At 74.7% G+C, this 19253-nt stretch carries 16 protein-coding genes; 8 read left to right on the forward strand and 8 right to left on the reverse strand.

The genetic code is table 11. The features are described from left to right. Positions 1-33: 33 nt before the first annotated feature. From rocD to ACN260_RS04280, 3 genes are all read right to left on the reverse strand, one after another. Positions 34-1248 carry an ornithine--oxo-acid transaminase gene (gene rocD / locus ACN260_RS04270; protein WP_422754797.1) on the reverse strand — a complete coding sequence of 405 codons (1215 nt, stop codon included), beginning with the start codon at positions 1246-1248 and terminating at the stop codon, positions 34-36. After that, positions 1245-2060 (reverse strand): dimethylargininase, encoded by an 816-nt coding sequence (gene ddaH, locus ACN260_RS04275; RefSeq protein ID WP_422756611.1) that lies wholly within the window; start codon positions 2058-2060, stop codon positions 1245-1247. The genes rocD and ddaH overlap by 4 nt, the downstream gene beginning before the upstream one ends. Before the next feature lie 353 nt (positions 2061-2413). After that, a complete protein-coding gene (locus tag ACN260_RS04280) occupies positions 2414-3238 on the reverse strand; it encodes a thrombospondin (RefSeq protein ID WP_422754798.1) in 825 nt (274 codons plus the stop codon). A gap of 160 nt (positions 3239-3398) precedes the next feature. Between ACN260_RS04280 and ACN260_RS04285 the strand changes: the two genes are divergently transcribed. Then, entirely contained in the window at positions 3399-4205 is an 807-nt protein-coding gene (locus ACN260_RS04285) for an Fpg/Nei family DNA glycosylase (RefSeq protein ID WP_422754799.1), read from the forward strand. Between the two features lie 15 nt (positions 4206-4220). On the opposite strand, the gene ACN260_RS04290 is transcribed toward ACN260_RS04285, so the two are convergent. The 4 genes from ACN260_RS04290 to ACN260_RS04305 all read right to left on the reverse strand — a co-directional run bounded on the left by ACN260_RS04290 (position 4221) and on the right by ACN260_RS04305 (position 8851). Then, positions 4221-5087, reverse strand: a complete 867-nt coding sequence (locus tag ACN260_RS04290) for an aminoglycoside phosphotransferase family protein (protein ID WP_422754800.1) — start codon at positions 5085-5087, stop codon at positions 4221-4223. A gap of 91 nt (positions 5088-5178) precedes the next feature. Beyond that, positions 5179-6123, reverse strand: coding sequence for a hypothetical protein (locus tag ACN260_RS04295; protein WP_422754801.1), 945 nt, complete (start codon positions 6121-6123; stop codon positions 5179-5181). A gap of 85 nt (positions 6124-6208) precedes the next feature. Continuing rightward, positions 6209-7579, reverse strand: a complete 1371-nt coding sequence (locus ACN260_RS04300; protein WP_422754802.1) for an FAD-dependent oxidoreductase — start codon at positions 7577-7579, stop codon at positions 6209-6211. Between the two features lie 132 nt (positions 7580-7711). Next, complete coding sequence (locus ACN260_RS04305) at positions 7712-8851, reverse strand: carboxylate-amine ligase (RefSeq protein WP_422754803.1); 1140 nt, start codon at positions 8849-8851, stop codon at positions 7712-7714. A 203-nt stretch (positions 8852-9054) separates the two neighbouring features. Between ACN260_RS04305 and lysX the strand changes: the two genes are divergently transcribed. The 7 genes from lysX to ACN260_RS04340 all read left to right on the forward strand — a co-directional run bounded on the left by lysX (position 9055) and on the right by ACN260_RS04340 (position 18419). Beyond that, complete coding sequence (lysX, locus tag ACN260_RS04310) at positions 9055-12417, forward strand: bifunctional lysylphosphatidylglycerol synthetase/lysine--tRNA ligase LysX (RefSeq protein ID WP_422754804.1); 3363 nt, start codon at positions 9055-9057, stop codon at positions 12415-12417. Further along, positions 12414-13115: a DUF998 domain-containing protein gene (locus tag ACN260_RS04315; RefSeq protein WP_422754805.1), complete on the forward strand. Its 702-nt coding sequence runs from the start codon at positions 12414-12416 to the stop codon at positions 13113-13115. Before lysX ends, ACN260_RS04315 begins: the two co-directional genes overlap by 4 nt. After that, positions 13112-13942 carry an alpha/beta fold hydrolase gene (locus tag ACN260_RS04320; RefSeq protein WP_422754806.1) on the forward strand — a complete coding sequence of 277 codons (831 nt, stop codon included), beginning with the start codon at positions 13112-13114 and terminating at the stop codon, positions 13940-13942. Before ACN260_RS04315 ends, ACN260_RS04320 begins: the two co-directional genes overlap by 4 nt. Before the next feature lie 10 nt (positions 13943-13952). Continuing rightward, on the forward strand, positions 13953-14264 hold the full coding sequence (locus ACN260_RS04325) for a DUF6412 domain-containing protein (RefSeq protein WP_357764705.1): 312 nt from the start codon (positions 13953-13955) through the stop codon (positions 14262-14264). Positions 14265-14390: 126 nt separating this feature from the next. After that, the gene (locus tag ACN260_RS04330) at positions 14391-15131 is read left to right on the forward strand and encodes a YidC/Oxa1 family membrane protein insertase (RefSeq protein ID WP_422754807.1); all 741 of its coding nucleotides are present in this window, start codon (positions 14391-14393) and stop codon (positions 15129-15131) included. A gap of 75 nt (positions 15132-15206) precedes the next feature. Continuing rightward, positions 15207-16643, forward strand: a complete 1437-nt coding sequence (locus ACN260_RS04335; RefSeq protein WP_422754808.1) for a carbohydrate-binding protein — start codon at positions 15207-15209, stop codon at positions 16641-16643. 213 nt (positions 16644-16856) lie between these two features. After that, positions 16857-18419 carry a cellulose binding domain-containing protein gene (locus ACN260_RS04340; RefSeq protein WP_422754809.1) on the forward strand — a complete coding sequence of 521 codons (1563 nt, stop codon included), beginning with the start codon at positions 16857-16859 and terminating at the stop codon, positions 18417-18419. Between the two features lie 73 nt (positions 18420-18492). Here ACN260_RS04340 and ACN260_RS04345 read toward each other — a convergent pair whose 3' ends face one another. Next, entirely contained in the window at positions 18493-19173 is a 681-nt protein-coding gene (locus tag ACN260_RS04345) for a DedA family protein (protein ID WP_422754810.1), read from the reverse strand. Positions 19174-19253: the final 80 nt, after the last annotated feature.

Below are 19253 nucleotides of genomic sequence, written 5' to 3' on the forward strand. Positions count from 1 at the left end.
TCGGGACCGGACGCCCGCCCCCGCCGCGGAGGGTCAGCCGGCCAGTACGGCGGCGAGCTGCGCCACCGCGTGGTCGATCTCGTCGGAGGTGATCACTAGCGGCGGGGCCAGCCGGATGGTCGAGCCGTGGGTGTCCTTGGCCAGTACGCCCCGGTCCATCAGCCGTTCGCACGCCTGCCGGCCGGTCATCAGCGCCGGGTCGATGTCCACCCCGGCCCACAGCCCGCGCACCCGTACCGCCACCAGCCCGCTGCCGAGCAGACCCTCCAGTCCGGCACGCAGCCGATCGCCCAGCTCGGCGGAGCGGCGCTGGAACTCCCCGGTGGCCAGCAGCCGGACCACCCCGGTGCCGACCGCGCAGGCGAGCGGGTTGCCACCGAACGTGGAGCCGTGCTGGCCCGGCCGGAGCACACCGAGCACGTCGGCGTCCGCGGCGACAGCGGAGACCGGCACGATGCCGCCGCCGAGCGCCTTGCCCAGCAGGTACATGTCCGGTACGACGCCCTCGTGGTCGCAGGCGAAGGTGCGCCCGGTCCGGCCGAGGCCCGACTGGATCTCGTCGGCGATGAACAGCACGTTGCGGTCGGTGCAGGCCCGGCGTACGCCCGGCAGGTAACCCTCCGGCGGCAGCACCACGCCCTGCTCGCCCTGGATCGGCTCCAGCAGCACGGCGACAGTGTTCTCGTCGATCGCCGCCTCCAGTGCCGCCAGGTCGCCGTAGGGCACCACGGTGAACCCGGGCGTGTACGGCCCGAAGTCGGCGCGGGCGTCGGCGTCGGTGGAGAAGCTGACGATGGTGGTCGTCCGGCCATGGAAGTTGCCGTCGGCGACGACGATGTTCGCCTGCCCGGGGGTGACCTTCTTGACCTGGTAGCCCCACTTGCGGGCCACCTTGATGCCGGTCTCCACCGCCTCCGCGCCGGTGTTCATCGGCAGCACCAGGTCCTTGCCGCAGAGCGCGGCCAACTCCCGGCAGAAGTCGGCGAACTGGTCGTGGATGAACGCCCGGCTGGTCAGGGTGAGCCGGTCGAGCTGCTCGTGGGCGGCCCGGATCAGGGCCGGGTGCCGGTGGCCGAAGTTCAGCGCCGAGTAGCCGGCCAGACAGTCCAGGTAGCGCCGACCGTCCACGTCGGTGAGCCAGGCCCCCTCGGCGGAGGCGACCACCACCGGCAGCGGGTGGTAGTTGTGCGCGGTGTACCGCTCCGCGTCCCGGACGGCGGACGGGGTCCGCAGCATGTCCTCGATCACTGGCTCGCCTTTCCCTGACGGAGTCGCAACGTGCAGCACTTCGGTCCGCCGCCGGCCTTGCGCAGCTCGGACAGGTCGACACCGATGGTCTGGTAGCCCCGGCCGCGCAGCTGCGCGGCCAGCCCGGTGGCCTGCGCGGGCAGCACCACGTGCCGGCCGTCGCCCACCGCGTTGAGGCCGAGCACCTCCGCGTCGGCCATGCTGGCCCGGACCGCGTCCGGGAACAGCCGGCGCAGCACCGCCCGGCTGCCGGGGGAGAACGCCTCCGGCAGGTACGCCACGGTCCGCTCGTCGAGCACGGTCAGCGCGGTGTCCAGGTGGTAGAAGCGCGGGTCGACCAGTTGCAGGGTGACGACCGGGTAGCCGAAGACCTCCTGCAACTGGGCGTGCGAGGCGTGCGCGGTGCGGAACCCGGTGCCGGCGAGCAGGTGGTCGCCGACCAGCAGCACGTCCCCCTCGCCCTCGTTGACGTGCTTCGGGTCGTACACCTCGAAGCCGGCGGCTTCGAACCAGGCCCGGTAGGCGGGGGCCTCGTCGGCGCGCTGCGGGTCGCGGAACTGCACCGCCATCGCCCGGTCGCCGATGACCGTGCCACCGTTGGCGGCGAAGACCATGTCCGGCAGGCCGGGGACCGGGTCGATCAGTTCGACGGTGTGGCCGAGGTCGAGGTACGTGCGGCGGAGCTGCTCCCACTGCCGGACCGCCAGGGCGGCGTCGACCGGCGCGGTCGGGTCCATCCACGGGTTGATGGCGTAGTCGACGGCGAAGTACGTCGGCCGGCACATCAGGAAGCGCTGGCTGGTGGCGTCCATCGTCATTGTCCTGCTCCCGGGGTCGGGCGCGCCCGGCCTCCGTGGCCCACGGGCTGGCGCCGTGGCTCAACGGTATGCGGCCCGACCGTACGACAACCACCGCCGAACCGTGCGTCCGGCGGTGGTTCGTTGCGTGTGATCCGACCGTGGCGGCGATCCGTTGCGTGGTGGCGGACGGCGAAGGGGCCGCCACCCCGGCGGGAGGTGACGGCCCCTGTGCGCTTCGGTGGCGGCGAACCGCTGCCCCCGAGGTGGGGTGCCCGGCTGGTGAACCACCAGAGCTGCTCGGGCGGTGCCGGCGAGCCGGCTGGTCCAACGTCGCCGGCGAACCGCCGGCGGGGTCAAATGTGCCCTCAGAACCGGTCCACAAACTGTGAGTCAAGCCACTCCCGGAACCGGGCCACCCAGTCGCCGTCGGTGGTCGGCCAGTCGAACTGGCCGGTGAAGGCGAGCACGCCCAGCACCACCGCGGCCAGGCCGACCAGGACGCCGAGCAACGCGTCAGTGGTGCCGGCCACGTGCCGACGCCGGGTCGCGACCAGGCCCAGCACCGCGAAGACCGCGCCGAGCGCGCCGAGGGCGATGCCGTACCCGGCCAGCGTGCCGGTGAGCACGAACGCCGCGCCCACCACCGAGACGATCAGACCCAGGGTGGCGAGCAGACTCGTCCTCGGCTTCGGTCCGGCCACCACCGGCGGCTGCGGGTCGGCCCGGTCGGTGTCCACCCGGTCGGCGGGGCGGGTGTCGGCGGGCGGGGTCGGCGGAACGGGTGTCCGGTCCCGGTCGACCGGCCGGTCCGGCACCGGACGCGGCGCGGGGTCGGTGACCCGGATCGGGTCGGTCGGCGTCCGCGGCTCGTCGTCCACGGTGGTCGACCGGGCGGCGGCGGCGCTGCGCGTGCCGTCCACGGCGCTGCGGGCGGTCGCCGCCCGCGCCAGCGCGCCGCGCTCCGCGGCCCGCTGCTCCGCATCGCCGTCGGTGGCAGCCCGGCTCTCGGCGGTGCGCCGCGGCACGTCGGCATCGCGCTTGCCGTCGGCGGTCGGCGACCCGCTGCGGTACGTCGTCCGGTCGCCGTCCCGGTCCGTCACCACCGGCTGGCCGTCACGCGCGTCGACCACCCCGTCGCCGTTGCTGTCCTGGGTCGCCGTCCGGCGACGCAGGAGGGAAGAAACATTCACCACCACACCTCCTCGTCGATGCGTGCAGCCCTCGGAAGGGTCGGTGGCCGCCACGCGGGAACATCCCGGATGTACCCCGTCCGTCGATCGACCACACTCCGGCCGACCCGGACGGCACCGCCGCCGGTGGGGTCGGGACGCCTGACTACCCTTGGTACCCGTGCCAGAGGGACACACCATCCACCGCCTCGCGACCCGGCACGCCGAGTTGTTCGCCGGCGACAAGGTCACCGCCGGCAGCCCGCAGGGCCGCTTCACCGAGGGCGCCGCCCTGATCTCCGGCACCGTCCTGCACGGCACCGAGGCGTACGGCAAGCACCTGCTGCACCACTACGCCGACGAGCGCACCCTGCACGTCCACCTGGGCCTGTACGGCAGGTTCACCGACGGGGACGGCGAGCCGCCCGTACCGGTGGGGCAGGTCCGGCTGCGGCTGGCCAGCGACCGGCACTGGCTGGAACTGCGCGGACCCACCGCCTGCGAACTGCTCACCCCGCCCGAGGTGGCGGCGTTGCGCGACCGGCTCGGCCCGGACCCGCTGCGCGCCGACGCCGACCCCGACCGCGCGTACGCCCGGATCGGGCGCAGCCCCACCCCGCTCGCCGCGCTGCTGCTCGACCAGTCGGTGGTGGCCGGCACCGGGCTGATCTTCGTGACCGAGGTGCTGTTCCGGGCCGGCCTGCGGCCGACGCTGCCCGGCCGGCAGCTCACCCCGGCGGGTTGGACGGCGCTCTGGGCCGACCTGGTGGCGCTGATGACCCTGGCGGTGGCGCGCGGCCGGATCGACACCGTCCGCGACGCCCACCTGCCCGAGGTTACGGGCCGCCCCGCCCGGGTCGACCGGCACGGTGGCGAGGTGTACGTCTACCGCCGCGCCGGTGCGCCCTGCCACGTCTGCGGCAGCCCGGTCAGCCGGGGTGAGCTGGCCGGCCGCAACCTCTACTGGTGCCCCACCTGCCAACGCTGACCCCGGCCGGGGCGGCTACGGGCCGTCGACGAGCCACCGGGCCACCTCGACCTGGTTGGTGAAGACCGTGTCGCCGTCCAGGCTCCAGGCCAGGCAGTGCGCGATCGTCCAGCCGACCACCCGGTCCCGGTCGAGGCCGAGCGCCCCGGTGATGCGGTCCAGCCGACGCCGTACGGCCTGCGGGGAGTGCCCCAGCTCGACCCCGCGCACGATCGGCACCACCGCGAACTCCCGCTCGCCCAGCAGCGGCTTCGGGTCGATCACCAGCCACGGTTCCCGGGTGGCCCGCAGCACGTTGCCGGCGTGCAGGTCCTGGTTGACCAGCACCTGCTCGCCCTGGGTGTCGACCAGCCGGTCGAGCTGCTCCAGCGCCGCGTCGACCAGCCGCCGCCCGTACGGCCGGCCGGCCCGGTCCCACTGCTCGGGCAGTCGGTGCCGCCAGCCCACGGCCTCCTCGGCGAGCGGGATGAACGGCCCGGCCGGCCGCCGCCACAGCCGGGGCAGCAGGCCGGCCACCACGTCCACCGCCTCGTCGGCGGGCACCTCGTGCAGCGGCGAGCCGGGCCGGCACCGCTCCACCAGCAACGCCCGCCGCTGCGGGTCGTGGGCGAGCAGCCGGACCGCCGCCTCGCCGTCCCAGTGCGCCAACGCGTCGGCCTCGTGCCGGCTGTCCGGGGCCGGGTACTGCAACTTCAGCACCGCCGGGGTGCCGTCGGGCAGGTCGGCGGGCATCGCCAGCGAGGCGAACGCGTACGGGAAGGGCGGCCCGAGCCGCAGCGACCACTGCTGCGCGCACTCGTCCCGCCACCGGGCCAGGGTGGCCAGCCACTCCCGCCCCTCCGGCGTCCGCCGCACCCACGACAACCCGGCCGGAATCTCCACCCGCCCATTGTGGCGACCGTGGAGAGTTGTTGCTGCCCTGGCGACAACAACTCTCCACACAGAACGCGACGACCGGATGCGCCGGAGCCGGTCAGGGGTGCCAGCCGGCGGCGGTGAGCGCGGCGCGGAGTTGGGCCGCCACCTCGTCGGGGCGGTGCCGGACGTCGAACGCGGTGAACCGCAGGATCCGGTCCCCGGAGATCCACACCCCGTTCTGCCGGCGCAGGTCCGCCGCCCAGTGCCGGACGTCCATGTGGTGTGCCCCGTCGACCTCGACGTGTAGCCCCCACCGCCGCCAGTAGGCGTCCAGGTAGCGGGTCCGCCCGTCCGCGTCGCGCCGGCGTTCCTGCAACTCCGGCCGGGGCAGCCCGTACCGGCGACAGAGCCGGACCAGGTCGATCTCGGACAGCGCCTCCGCCCCGCCGGCCAGGTCGCCGATGGTCTGCCGGATCAGGGTCGACCGACGCAGGCGCGGCAACCGGCGGGCCACCGCGTCGAGTTCCCCGGGGGTGACCCGCCGCTGCTGGCAGCCGGCCGCCAGCACCGCCTGCGCGTCGTCGTCGCTGCGCATCCACTGTGCGGCGTCGAGCAGCGAGCGGGCCATCGTGGTGCGGTCCGGCCGCCCCCGCTGCCGGTCGCCGTCGAGGTGCCGGGTCCGTCGTACCCGCACCGCAGGCATGCCGAGGGGTAGCCGGCGCAGCAGGTCGGGGGCCTGACGTTGGTACGGGATCAGCACGTCCACCGCCTCGTGCCGCCACCGGCCGCGCAGCCCGCCCGCCTGCGCCGCGGCGAGACCGGCCAGGACGGCGTCGGCACCGGCGGCCAGCACCGCCACCCAGCGTGCCTGGTCGACGGTCACCGGGCCGCCGCCGACCCGCAGGATGCCCCGGCACACCCGCTCCCACCGGCCGGTGGCCAGCAGGTGGCGGACCCGGGAAGGGGTGAGTTCGGTGGTGGCCTGCGCCCAGCTCACCACCCCGGCCTGCGTGAAGAGCAGCCAGTCGAGGGCGGCATCGTCGTCGCCGGGCATCCGCATCCGACGAGCAGACCATGCTTTGTGGAGAGTTGTTGTCGCCCCAGCGACAACAACTCTCCACAATGTTCCGCCGGGACGGGGGACGTCAGCGGCCGAGGGCGTCGACGGCCTTGCGGGCGGCGATCAGCACCGGGTCCCAGACCGGCGCGTACGGCGGGGCGTAGCCGAGGTCGAGGGCGGTCATCTCGTCCACCGTCATCTCGTTCCACAGCGCCACGGCCAGCGCGTCGATCCGCTTCGCAGCCTCGGAACGGCCGACGATCTGCGCGCCGAGCAGCCGACCGGTGGGCCGCTCGGCGATCAGCTTGACCGTCATCGACTGGGCGCCCGGGTAGTAGCCGGCCCGGTTCGTCGACTCGGCGATCACCGAGACGAACTCGAACCCGGCCGCCGTGGCGTCCCGCTCCCGCAGCCCGGTACGCCCCACCTCCAGGTCGCACACCTTCGTCACGGCGGTGCCGATCACCCCGGGGAAGGTGGCGTATCCACCGCCGATGTTGATCCCGGCGACCCGGCCCTGCTTGTTGGCGTGGGTGCCGAGCGGGATGTGCACCGACATGCCGGTGACCCGGTGCAGGGTCTCCACGCAGTCGCCGGCCGCCCAGACACCGGGCACCCCGGGCACCCGCATCCGCCGGTCGACGCGGACCCCGCCGGACGCGCCCAGCGGGAGGCCTGCGGCGGCGGCGAGCGCGGTGTTGGGGCGTACCCCCAGGCCGAGGACCACGACGTCGGCCGGTACCGGGCCGGCGGAGGTGACCACCGCGGACACCCGCCCGTCGCGCTGCTCGACCCCGCTGACCGTGACACCGGTACGGATCTCGACGCCCAGCCCGCGCATCGCCTCGGCGACCAGGCCGGCCATGTCCTCGTCGACGGTGGCCATCGGCTGCTCGGCCCGCTCGACCAGGGTGACGGCGAGCCCGCGTTGGATCAGCGCCTCGGCCATCTCCACCCCGATGTAGCCGCCACCGACCACCACCGCCCGGGTCGGCGTCGGGTCGGCGTCCAGCCAGGCCCGCAGCGCCGCCGCGTCGTCCAGGGTCTGGATGCCGAAGATGCCCTCGACGTCGCCGTCGGCCCAGTCGGGCTGGTTGGGCACCGAGCCGGTGGCGTACACCAGGGTGTCGAAGCGTTCGCGGACCTCGCCGCCGTCGTCGAGCCGGCGGGCGGTGACCTCGCGGCGGTCGAGGTCGATGCCGGTGACCTCGGTGCGCAGCCGTACGTCGATGGCGAAGTCGTCCCGGAAGGTGGCCGGGTCACGGGCGATCAACGCGTCTCGCTCCTGCACCAGCCCGCTGATCCAGTACGGGATGCCGCACGCCGAGTACGACGTGAAGTGTCCCCGCTCGAACGCCACGATCTCCAGGTCGTCGACGCCCCGGCGGCGACGGGCCTGGGACGCCGCCGCCATGCCGGCGGCGTCCCCACCGACCACGACCAGCCGCTCCGTCACGACGCCCAGTCTTCCACGCGCGGGTCGCCCCCGGGCCGGTCAGCGGCACGCCGGCCGGCGGCGGCCCGGCGGGTGGCCCGCCGGCCGTCGACCGGCCGGTCGCCGTCGGGCCTGCGGCCGGTGCCGGGCCGGTCAGCCACGGGTCTGCCGGGCGACCTCGGCGACCACGTCCTCCAGCCGGCCCGAGCGGGCGAACACGGCCCGCTGCCGGGCCGCCCCGGTGCCGTGCCGGCGCAGCGTGGCCAGCAGTCCGGTCACCTCGGCCAGGTCGTCGTGCGCCGCGAGCGCCGGGCGGACCCGTTCGACCAGCCGGTCGACCAGTTCCCAGGCCGGGCGCAGTTCGCCGTTGGACAGGTCGACGCCGTCGCCCTCCAACCCGTCGTGGGCGGCCCGCCAGTGCGCGGCCACCAGCAGGTGGTGGTCGGTGTTCACCGGTGGGCGGCCCGCCGCCACGTCGTCCATGGCGGTGGCGACCAGCGCCCGCACCAGCCCCGCCACCAGCACCGCGTCGTCCACCGAGGGGCAGACGTCGCCGATGCGGACCTCCACCGTCGGGTACTTCGCCGACAGCCGGGCGTACCAGTAGAGCATCCCCTCGTCGAGCATCACCCCGCTGGCGATCAACTGCCTGATCAGCCGCTCGTAGTGTTCGTACGACTCCAGGTAGGGGGTCGGCGCGACCGACGGCCAGCGTTCCCACTCGACGGACCGCCAACTCGCGTAGCCGGTGTCGACGCCCTCGGAGAAGGGCGAGTTGGTGGTCATCGCGTGCAGCACCGGCAGCCACGGCCGGATGTGGTTGAGCACCTGCACCCCGGTGTCCGGGTCGGGGACGCCCACGTGCACGTGCATGCCGTTGTTACCGGGGCCGGGCACCAGCAGCCGGAACCGGGCGATCATCCGGTCGAAGCGGGGCTTGTCCACCACCGGCGGCACCGGTCCGGCCACCGGGCCGGTGCCGATGGCCAGCACCCGGACGCCGGCCCGCTCGGCGGCGTCGGCCAATGCGCCGCGCAGCACGCCCAGCGAGTGCCGGATCGAGCCCAGGTCCAACCCGGGCGGGCTGCCGATCTCGATCTGGCTGGTCTGGAACTCCCGCTCCACCTGCCCGCGCAGCTCGGCCGGCACCTGCTCCATGACCAGGTCGACGGCGGGCACCGCGGCACCGGTGTGCGGATCGACCAGGAGGAACTCCTCCTCCACGCCCACCGTGAGCCGGTCGGGCCCGGTCCGCTCCGGAGCCGCCGCCCCGGCCGCCACCCCACTGGTCATCGCCATCACCGTCCGTCCGGTCCCGCCGCGGCGGGTCCGCCGCGCTGCTGCCCGCCCATTACCCGCGGTGTCCGGCGGAGAAAACGCGACACGGCGCGTCGTCGCGCCGGATGCTTACCATGACCCGGTCCCGCCGACCGGTGCCGTGCCGCACCCCCGCCCCGACCTGGAGCGGGCCGGGGCCCGAACGTGAGGGAGGCCAGGTGACCCCGACGACGGTGCCCCGATCGGCGCCCCCGACCCCGGCGCGGCGGCCCGGCCACCCGCCCCGGCCGGCCGGGCGGGACTGGCGGCGGCAGGTGCCCCGGACGTTCGCGGCGCTGCTGTGGTTCATCGCCGCGATCTGCGCGCTGGCGGCGGTCAGCAGCGCGGCCAACGCCGAGTTCCAGCCGATCCGGACCACGATCGACACGCTGCTGGTGCCGGCCCCGGCCAACCTGGCGTACGCGGTGTTCCTCGGCACCCTGGCCGCGGCGGTGCTGCGCCGCAAGCGGCTGGCGTACTGGGTGCTGGTCGTCTACTTCATCCTCAGCCTGGTCGTCGGCGTGCTGACCGGCCTGCTGCTGGTGACCGTCGGCGCGGACCAGCTCACCGACGACGCCGGCCGACGGCTGTTCAGCCTGGTCGAGACCGTCGGCGTCTGGGTGGGCATCGGCTTCGCCGCCGTCGCGCTGGCGCTGCTGCGGGCCGCCCGGCGGGAGTTCTACGCCCGGGTGCGCAGCGGCAGCACCCGGCGTGCCCTCGGGGTGTTCTTCGGCCTCGCCGCGGCGGCCGTCGGGCTGGGCTACCTGCTGCTCACCGCCGTGCCCGGCAGCCTGCGCAGCTGGCTGGACCGGGTCGGGTACGCCATCGAGAAGGTCTTCGGCGGCGCGATCACCCTGGACGTCACCCGGCAGGGGCAGGCCCCCGGCTGGGTCAACCTGCTGCTCGGCGGGATGGGCGCGGTCGCCTTCCTGGCCGGCCTGTTCACCCTGCTGCGCTCCCAGCGCGCCGCCGCCGTGCTGCACCCCGACGAGGAGCAGCGGATCCGGGAACTGCTGGCCCGCTACGGCGACCGGGACTCGCTCGGCTACTTCGCCACCCGGCGGGACAAGGCAGCGATCTTCTCGGCCAGCGGGAAGGCGGCGCTGACCTACCGGGTGGTCAACGGGGTGAGCCTGGCCAGCGGCGACCCGGTCGGCGACCCGGAGGCGTGGGGCCCGGCGATCACCGCGTGGCTGGACCAGGCCCGGGAGTACGCCTGGACCCCGGCGGTGATGGGGGCCAGCGAGGCCGGCGCGCGCGCCTACCACCGGCACGGGCTGAAGGTGCTGCAACTGGGTGACGAGGCGATCCTGCTGGCCCGGGAGTTCGACCTGGGCGGGCGGGACATGCGCCCGGTCCGGCAGGCGGTGCACCGGGTGGAGCGGGCCGGCTACACCGCCGCCGTACGCCGGCACGCCGACATCCCACCGGCCGAGCTGGCCGACCTCGCCGCCCTGGCCACCCGCTGGCGGGACACCGAGCACGAACGTGGCTTCTCGATGGCGCTGGGCCGCCTCGGCGACCCGGCCGACGGTGACTGTGTGCTGGTCGAGGCCCGGGACGGCGACGGCCGGGTACGGGCGCTGCTGTCGTTGAGCCCGTGGGGCGGCAGCGGGCTGTCGCTGGACCTGATGCGTCGGGACCGTACCGCCGAGAACGGGGTCACCGAGTTCATGGTGGCCGCGCTGCTCGGCGGAGCCGCCCGGCTGGGCGTCGAGCGGGTGTCGCTGAACTTCGCCGTGTTCCGGTCGGTGTTCGAGCAGGGCGCCCGGATCGGCGCCGGCCCGGTGATCCGGCTGTGGCGGCGTACGCTGCTGTTCTTCTCCCGCTGGTGGCAGTTGGAGTCGCTGTACCTGTCCAACGCCAAGTACCAGCCGCACTGGATGCCCCGCTACCTGTGCTTCGGCGAGCGGCGGGAACTGGCCCGGGTCGGGTTGGCCGCCGCCGTCGCGGAGGGCTTCGTCGCGTTGCCCGGCGGCCGGCCGTCGCCGCTGCACGGGGCACCGCCGGCCGGTGGGGCGGTGGGGTTCGTGCCGCCGGACGCGGCGACCGTGCACGCGGTCAGCCCGGAGCCGGCGCACGGGCAGCAGCCCGAGCAGGTGCGGGTCCGGCGGGTGAAGCTGGACCGGCTGCGGGCGCAGGGCGTCGATCCGTACCCGGTGGGGTGGCCGCGTACCGACGGGTGCGCGGCGGTGCGGGCCCGGCACGCCGGGCTGGCCCCGGACACCGGCACCGGGGAGACCGTCTCGGTGGCCGGGCGGGTGCTGCTGGTCCGCGACCACGGCCGGATCTGCTTCGTCACCATCCGCGACGGCAGTGGCGACCTGCAACTGGTGCTGGAGAAGGAGCTGGACCGGTGGCGGGCCAGCGTCGACATCGGCGACCACGTCGGCGCGACTGGCGAGGTGTACGCCACCCGGCGCGGCGAGGTGTCCGTCCGGGTGGCCGACTGGCGGCTCACCGCCAAGTGCCTGCGTCCACTGCCCGACAAGCACCACGGCCTGGCCGACCCGGAGGCACGGGTCCGCCGCCGCTACCTGGACCTGGCGACCAGCACCGAGGCGCGGGACCTGCTGCGGGCGCGCAGCGCCACCCTCACCAGCCTGCGCCGGACCCTGGTGGACCGGGACTTCCTGGAGGTGGAGACGCCGATCCTGCAACGGGTGCACGGCGGTGCCAACGCCCGCCCGTTCGTCACCCACAGCAACGCCTACGACCTGCGGTTGACCCTGCGGATCGCCCCCGAGCTGTATCTCAAGCGGCTCGCCGTGGGCGGCGTGGAGCGGGTGTACGAGCTGGGCCGGGTGTTCCGCAACGAGGGCGTCGACTTCAGCCACAACCCGGAGTTCACCGTGCTGGAGGCGTACCAGGCGTACGCCGACTACCACGACATGCGGGAGCTGGCCCGGGAGTTGATCGTCGCGGCGGCGGTGGCGGTGCACGGGGCTGCCCTGGCCCGCCGGCCGGGCACCGGTGAGCTGGTGGACATCGGCGGGCCGTGGCCGGTGCACACGGTGCACGGGGCGGTCTCCGCCGCGCTCGGCGAGGAGGTGACCGTCGACACCGACGTCGCCACCCTGCGCCGCCTCGCCGACGCCGCCCGGGTGCCGTACGACCCGGGGTGGGAACGCGCCGAGCTGCTGCTGGAGCTGTACGAGCGACTGGTCGAGGCGCGTACCGACGTGCCCACCTTCTACCTGGACTTCCCCACCGACGTCTCCCCGTTGACCCGGCAGCACCGGTCCGATCCCCGGTTGGCCGAGCGGTGGGACCTGGTGGCGTTCGGGATGGAGCTGGGTACCGCGTACTCGGAGCTGGTCGACCCGACCGAGCAGCGGCGGCGGTTGACCGCCCAGTCGCTGAAGGCGGCCGGGGGTGACCCGGAGGCGATGGAGCTGGACGAGGACTTCCTCACCGCGCTGGAGTACGCGATGCCGCCGACCGGTGGCCTGGGGCTGGGCGTGGACCGGTTGGTGATGCTGCTGACCGGCCGGTCCATCCGGGAGACGCTGCCCTTCCCGATGGTCCGCGAGTCGTCGTGACCCGCCCGCACCGTGATCCGGACCCGGCGGCCCGTGGGGGCGGCGGACACCGGGCCGCCCGGACCGGGGCGGCGGTGGCGTTGGTGGCGGCGGCGGTCTGTTACGCCTCCTGGCTGCTCGCCCCGGTGCTCAACCCGGGGCTGCGGCCGGTGCGGAGTTACCTGAGCGAGCTGGCCGCCCGGGACCAGCCGTACCACCTGGTCTTCCAGCTCGGCGACGTGACGACCGGGCTCTGCGCGACGGCGGCCGGGCTGCTGCTGGCCCGGGTGGCCCGGGACGTACCCCGGCCGGCCTGGTGGGGGCTGCTGGTGTTCGGCGTGGCCACCGCCGTCGACGGCGGGTACACCTCGATGGACTGTGCCCCGTCGATCGATGACCGCTGCGCCCGGCTGGAGGAGCTGGGGGAGCTGTCCTGGCGGCACCAGGCGCACACGGTCACCTCGTCGGTGGCGGTGGCCGGCGCACTGCTCAGCGCGGTGGCGGTCCTCGCCGTGCTGCGCGGTCCGGCCCGCCGCCGGTTGGGGCTTTCGGTGGCGGTGGTGCTGGCGGTCGGCACGGTCGGCACGCTGGTCGCCACCCTGCACCCCGAGTGGGGGCTGGGCCTGTGGCAGCGGGTCCAGCTCACCGGCCTGTCCGGCTGGCTGCTGCTCACCGCCGCCGTCGCCCGGTGGGGCCCCGGCCCGGAGCGCTCCCGGTGACCGGCCCGCCCACCGGCGACCCGGCGGCGCGGGCCGGCGGACCGGGGGCGCTGCTCTGCCCGGGGCTGGGGGAGGGGGCGGCGACCTGGGACCGGCTGGTGCCGCCGCTGACCGCCGCCGGGTACCGGGTGCGGCGGCTGGACCGGCCGGACGACACCCGGGTGCCCACCCTGACCGCCGAACTGGCCCGCCTCGACGCGGCGGTGACCGGGCTGGACCGGCCGGTGCTGGTGGCGCACTCGGCGGCGGCGTTGCCCGCCGAGGCGTACGCCAGGCGGTATCCGGGGCGGCTCGCCGGGCTGGTGCTGGTGGACCCGAGCCTGGTGGACCCGGACGGGGCGGCCCGGTGGCGGTGGTGGTCGGCGTGGACGGCCGGCGCGGTGGCGGCCGGGGCACCGGTGCTGGCCGGGGCGCTCGACCGGTCCGGTGCGGCCCGCCGGTACGGCCCGGGGGCGTGGCGTCGGGCGGTCCGCCGGATGAGCGTCCGCCCGCCCGACCCGGCCGCTGCGGCGGCGTACGGCCACGGATCGGTGCTGGTCGGGGCGTTGGTGCAGTGGCTGGCGCACCCGGCGGTGGCGGCGGAACTGGTGGCGTTGCGCGCGGTGACGGCGACGCCGACGCTGCCGGTGCGGGTGCTGACCGCGCTCGGCGACGTGCCGACCCCGGCGGGTCGGGCGGCGTGGCGGGCGGGACACGCCGCGCTGGCGGCGAGCTTCCCCGCCGGCCGGCAGGAGGTGTTCCGGGACGCCCGGCACCTGCTGCACGTGGACCGGCCGGAGGCGGTGGCTGACGTTGTCGCGGCGGTCGGACGTGACAGCGGGTCCTAGGCTGGCGGTCGTGTCGGGGCTGCGGGTGGTGACGGGTCTGTGGGCGTACGCGCTCGTCGGGCTGACCCTGCTCGCGGACCGGCCGGGTGACCTGCTGGCCGGTGCGGCGGTGGCGGCCGCGTTGCTGCTCGTCGTCCTGCTGGCGGCCCGGCCCCGGCCGGCGTCCGGCCCCGGCACCGGGCGGCGGCGGGCGGTCGGGTTACGCGACCGGGCCCGGCGTCGACGCGTACCCCGGCAGGTTGATCCGGACGCGGCGGGCCGTCCCCGCCCCCGGGCACCCGGGGGTCCCCTCCCGGTCGGCTGGTCCCCGGTCGCGGGCTGATCCCGCGCGCCGCCGACCCCGACCGGTTCCGTCGTCATCCGTCCCACGGTGGACCGCCGACCGCCCTGACCGGCGGCCGGTCGCCGTCCCGTGCGGACCTCCGGAATCGGACCGAGGGGTTCCCCCATGCTCGCCTTCTCACCTGTGCACGACGCGGCCGCCGCCGCGGGTTCCGCCGTCGGCTGGCTCGCCGGACTGCTGACGCCGCTGGCCGGCGGGGCCGCCACCGCCGCCGCCATCGTTGTTTTCACCATCGCCGTCAGGCTGTTGATCTCACCGCTCACCGTCGCCCAGGTCCGTGCGGAGCGGCGTCGCGCGGCGCTCGCCCCGCAGTTGCGCCAGCTCCGGCAGCGGTACGCGGACGACCCGGCGACGTTGCAGTCGGAGATGTTCGCGCTCTACCGCGCCGCCGGGGCATCGCCGGTGGCGGGGTGCCTGCCGGCGCTGCTCCAGGCGCCGTTCTTCCTGGTCATGTACCGCCTTTTCGGCACCGGTGACGGTGCCGGCGGGCTGCTCGACGCCCGGCTGGCCGGGGTGCCGCTGGGCTGGCACCTGGGCGACGGGCTGACCCTGTCGGTGCTGCTGGTGTTCGGGGTGCTGCTGGCGGCCCTGGCCGGCCTGGCCACGGTGCTGTCCCGGCGGGCGCGGCGGACGGCGGCGCAGGCTGGCGCACCCGCCGACCAGCCGGGGGCGGCGCTGCTGGCCCGGATGCTGCCGCTGCTGCCGTACGGCACGGTGCTGCTGGCGTTGGTGGTGCCGCTGGCGGCGGTGCTCTACCTGGTCACCACCACCGCGTGGACGGTGGCGGAGCACGTGCTGCTGCGTCGGCCGCAACCGGTGCCGGCCGAAGCCATCGACGAGCGTTGACAAGTGGTGGGACGGGAGCGTAGAAAACCGCTCAGAGAGCGCTCTCTTGCTCCCGTCCCCCAGAGAGGCACCCCGATGAACGCTGTCCCGGCGGCTCCGGTCGCCCCCATCGCCCCGCGCCGGTCCCGCCGCCGGCTCGCCCTGGCGGTCACGCTCGCCGCCGCCACCGCGCTGACCGGCGTCTCGGTCGCCGCGCAGGCCGCCGTCCCGACGCCGCCGTCGGGATGGAGCCTGGTGTGGAGCGACGACTTCACCGGCGCGGCCGGCACCCTGCCGTCCTCGGCCAACTGGATCGTGGACACCGGCACCAGCTACCCGGGTGGCCCGGCCAACTGGGGCACCGGCGAGATCCAGACGTACACCGGCAGCACCGCCAACCTGGCCCACGACGGGTCCGGCAACCTGCGGATCACCCCGCTGCGCGACTCCGGCGGCCGGTGGACCTCGGCCCGGATCGAGACCGTGCGCACCGACTTCAAGCCCCCGTCGGGCGGGGTGCTGGCGATCGAGGGGCGGATCCAGATGCCCAACGTCACCGGCGCGCAGGCGGCCGGCTACTGGCCGGCGTTCTGGGCGCTCGGCGCGCCCTACCGGGGCAACTACCAGAACTGGCCGGGCATCGGCGAGATCGACGTGATGGAGAACGTCAACGGGCTCAACCAGGTCTGGGGCGCGCTGCACTGCGGGGTCGCCCCCGGTGGCCCGTGCAACGAGTTCAGTGGGCTGGGCGCGACCCGGGTCTGCCCCGGCAGCGCCTGCCAGGCCGCCTTCCACACCTACCGCACCGAGTGGGACACCTCGGTCAGCCCGCAGCAACTGCGCTGGTACGTCGACGGCCAGTTGTTCCACACCGTCACCCAGACCCAGGTCGGTGCCACCTACTGGGCGCAGATGACGGGCCACGGGGGCTACTTCCTGCTGCTCAACGTGGCGATGGGCGGATCCTTCCCGGACGGGGTGGCCGGCGCCGTCACGCCGACCGGCTCGACCGTCTCCGGCCGGCCGATGCTCGTGGACTACGTGGCGGTCTACCGCCGGGGCGGCGGCTCCACCCCGACGCCGACCCCCACCACGCCGGCCCCGACCACGCCACCGCCGTCGGGCACCGTGGACGCCTACTCGACGATCCAGGCCGAGGCGTTCTCCGGGCAGAACGGGGTGGCCGTCGAGACCTGCGCCGAGGGCGGGCAGAACATCGCCGCCCTGCGCAACGGTGACTGGGCCCGCTACGACAACGTGGACTTCGGCGGCAGCGGCCCGCGCGACTTCCTGGCCCGGGTGGCCTCCGGCGCGGCGGGCGGGGTGAGCGGCCTGGTCGAGGTGCGGGTGGACAGTCCGACCGCCACCCCGATCGGCAGCTTCGCCGTCGCCAACACCGGCGGCTGGCAGAGCTGGCGGTCGGTGCCGGGCAACGTTTCGGCGGTGACCGGGCGGCACACCGTCTACCTCACCTTCAGCAGCGGTCAGCCGTCCGACTTCGTCAACGTCAACTGGTTCACCTTCCGCCGCTGACCGGGCCGCGAGGGGGTCCGCGCCACACCGGCGCGGACCCCCTCGTCGGTGGGCTCTGGACATTAACAGTTAAGAGTCTTAATAATAGGCGCGGACGTGGACGACCGTGGATGTCGTCCCGGCGGTCCCACCCCCGGACCGCGTCCACCGGCCCGCGCACCCGGACCGGTCGCACCCCCGACGCCCCCACCCCCGGTCCACTGGAGGCCACCCGTGAGACTCCGCTCCCCCCGCGCGGCCACCCTCGCCGTCGCACTCGCCGCCGCCCTGGTCACCGGCACGCTCGTGGCCCCACCGGCCGCGTCCGCCGCCACCGCCGCCTTCGTCCGTACCGCCAGCTGGGGCAGCGGGTACGAGGCGAAGTTCACCGTCAGCAACGACACCTCGACCGCGATCAGCTCGTGGACCGTCGTGTTCGACCTGCCCTCGGGCAGCACCGTCGGCTCGTTCTGGGACGCCCGGCTGAGCAGCTCCGGCCAGCGCGTCACCGCCCTCAACCAGAGCTGGAACGGCAGCCTCGCCCCCGGTGCCAGCACCACCTTCGGCTTCGTCGTCGCCGGCACCGGCGACCCGACGAACTGCACCGTCAACGGCGGGTCGTGCACCGGCGGCGGCCCCGGCAACCCGACCGGCCCGGCCACCCCGGGCGGGCTGCGGGTCACCGGCACCACCGCGTCATCGGCCACGCTGGCCTGGAACGCCGTCTCCGGCACGGTCACCGGCTACCGGATCTACGAGGGCGGCACGGTGAAGGCCACCGTCACCGGCACCTCGACCACCGTCTCCGGGCTGGCCGCCTGCTCCACCCACAGCTGGACCGTCACGGCGTACAACGCGGCCGGCGAGTCGGCGAAGTCGGCAGCGGTGTCGGCCACCACCACCGGCTGCACCGGCGGCAACGGCACCATGGCCGCCGCCCCCTACCTCTACCCGGGCTGGGGCGACCCGCCCGCGCCGGCGACGGTGATGGGGGCGACAGGGGTGAAGTGGTTCACCATCGCGTTCGTGCTCTCCGGCGGTGGCTGCACCCCGGCCTGGGACGGCTCCGGCCCGCTCACCGGCGGCGCGCACGCCAACACCATCGCCGCGATTCGGGCGGCCGGCGGCGACGTCATCCCGTCGTTCGGCGGCTGGAGCGGCAACAAGCTCGGCCCGAACTGCGCGTCCGCCAGCGCCCTCGCCGGGGCGTACCAGCAGGTGATCAACGCGTACGGCCTGAAGGCGATCGACATCGACATCGAGAACAGCGACGAGTTCGAGAACGAGGTGGTGCAGGACCGCATCCTCGGCGCGCTGAAGATCGTCAAGCAGAACAACCCGGGGATCAGGACGATCGTCACCTTCGGCACCTCGACCACCGGGCCGTCGTACTACGGCACCCGGCTGATCAGGCAGGCCGCCGCGCTCGGGGCGAACATCGACACGTTCACCATCATGCCGTTCGACTTCGGCGGTGGTGCGGACATGTACCAGAACACCGTCAACGCCGCCGAGGGGCTGAAGACCACCCTCAGGTCCGCGTTCGGCTGGTCCGACGCCACCGCGTACGCGCACATGGGCATCAGCGGCATGAACGGCCTGTCCGACCAGCGGGAGCTGACCTCGCCGGCCACCTGGACGCAGATCCGGGACTGGGCCAGGGCGCGGGGGCTGTCCCGGTTCACCTTCTGGTCGGTCAACCGGGACCGCGCCTGCCCGGACGGGGGAGTGGTCGCCAACTGCTCCGGCATCGCCCAGAACCTCTGGGAGTTCACCTCGATCACCGCGAGGTTCTGAACACCACCGCCCGGTGGGGCCGGCCCGTCCGGCTCCACCCGGCGGGGCGGTCGGCGTGGGTACGGTGGCCCCGTCAGCGGTCGGTGGTCACCGACTGCCGCTCACCCCGGTCGTTCCGGTCGCGCCGGGCGCGGATCTTCTTGCCCACCCAGCTCACGATCATGATGGCGAAGACCGCGAAGATGGCGTAGTTGAACCAGTCGCTGTACTTCTCCACGTCCTGCCAGCGCGAGCCCAGCGTGTAGCCGAGGCCGACGACCAGCGCGTTCCACACCCCGCTGCCCAGCGTGGTGAGCAGCACGAACTCGCCCATCGGCATCCGGTTCGCGCCGGCCGGGACGGAGACCAGGCTGCGCACCACCGGCACCAGCCGGCCGATCAGCACCGCCCACCGGCCGTGCCGCTCGAACCAGCGGTCGGCCTTTTCCAGATCGTCCCGGTCGACCAGCGGGATGCGGTCCAGCCAGTGCTTGAGCCGTTCCTCGCCGATCGCCGCGCCGAGCCAGTAGAGCACCAGCGCGCCGACCAGCGAACCGACAGTCGCGGCGACGACGATCAGCACCAGGTTGAACCGGCCCTCGGCGGCGAGGTAGCCGGCCATCGCCAGCACGATCTCACTCGGGATCGGCGGGATGATGCTCTCCAGCGCCACCAGGAAGGCGACGCCGACCGCGCCGAGGGAGTCGATGACGCCCGCCACCCATCCGGTCAGCCCGGTGAACTGGTTCGGGTCGACGTTCTCGGCGAGAGCCATGGGCGTCCTTCCAGCGGGCCGGCGGGATCGGACAGTGGTACCCAGCCGGCCACCACTTACACCCCGCGGTGAGTGGGGCC

This window comes from Micromonospora sp. WMMD708, assembly GCF_049315245.1.
GTDB classification, from domain to species: Bacteria; Actinomycetota; Actinomycetes; order Mycobacteriales; family Micromonosporaceae; genus Micromonospora; species Micromonospora wenchangensis.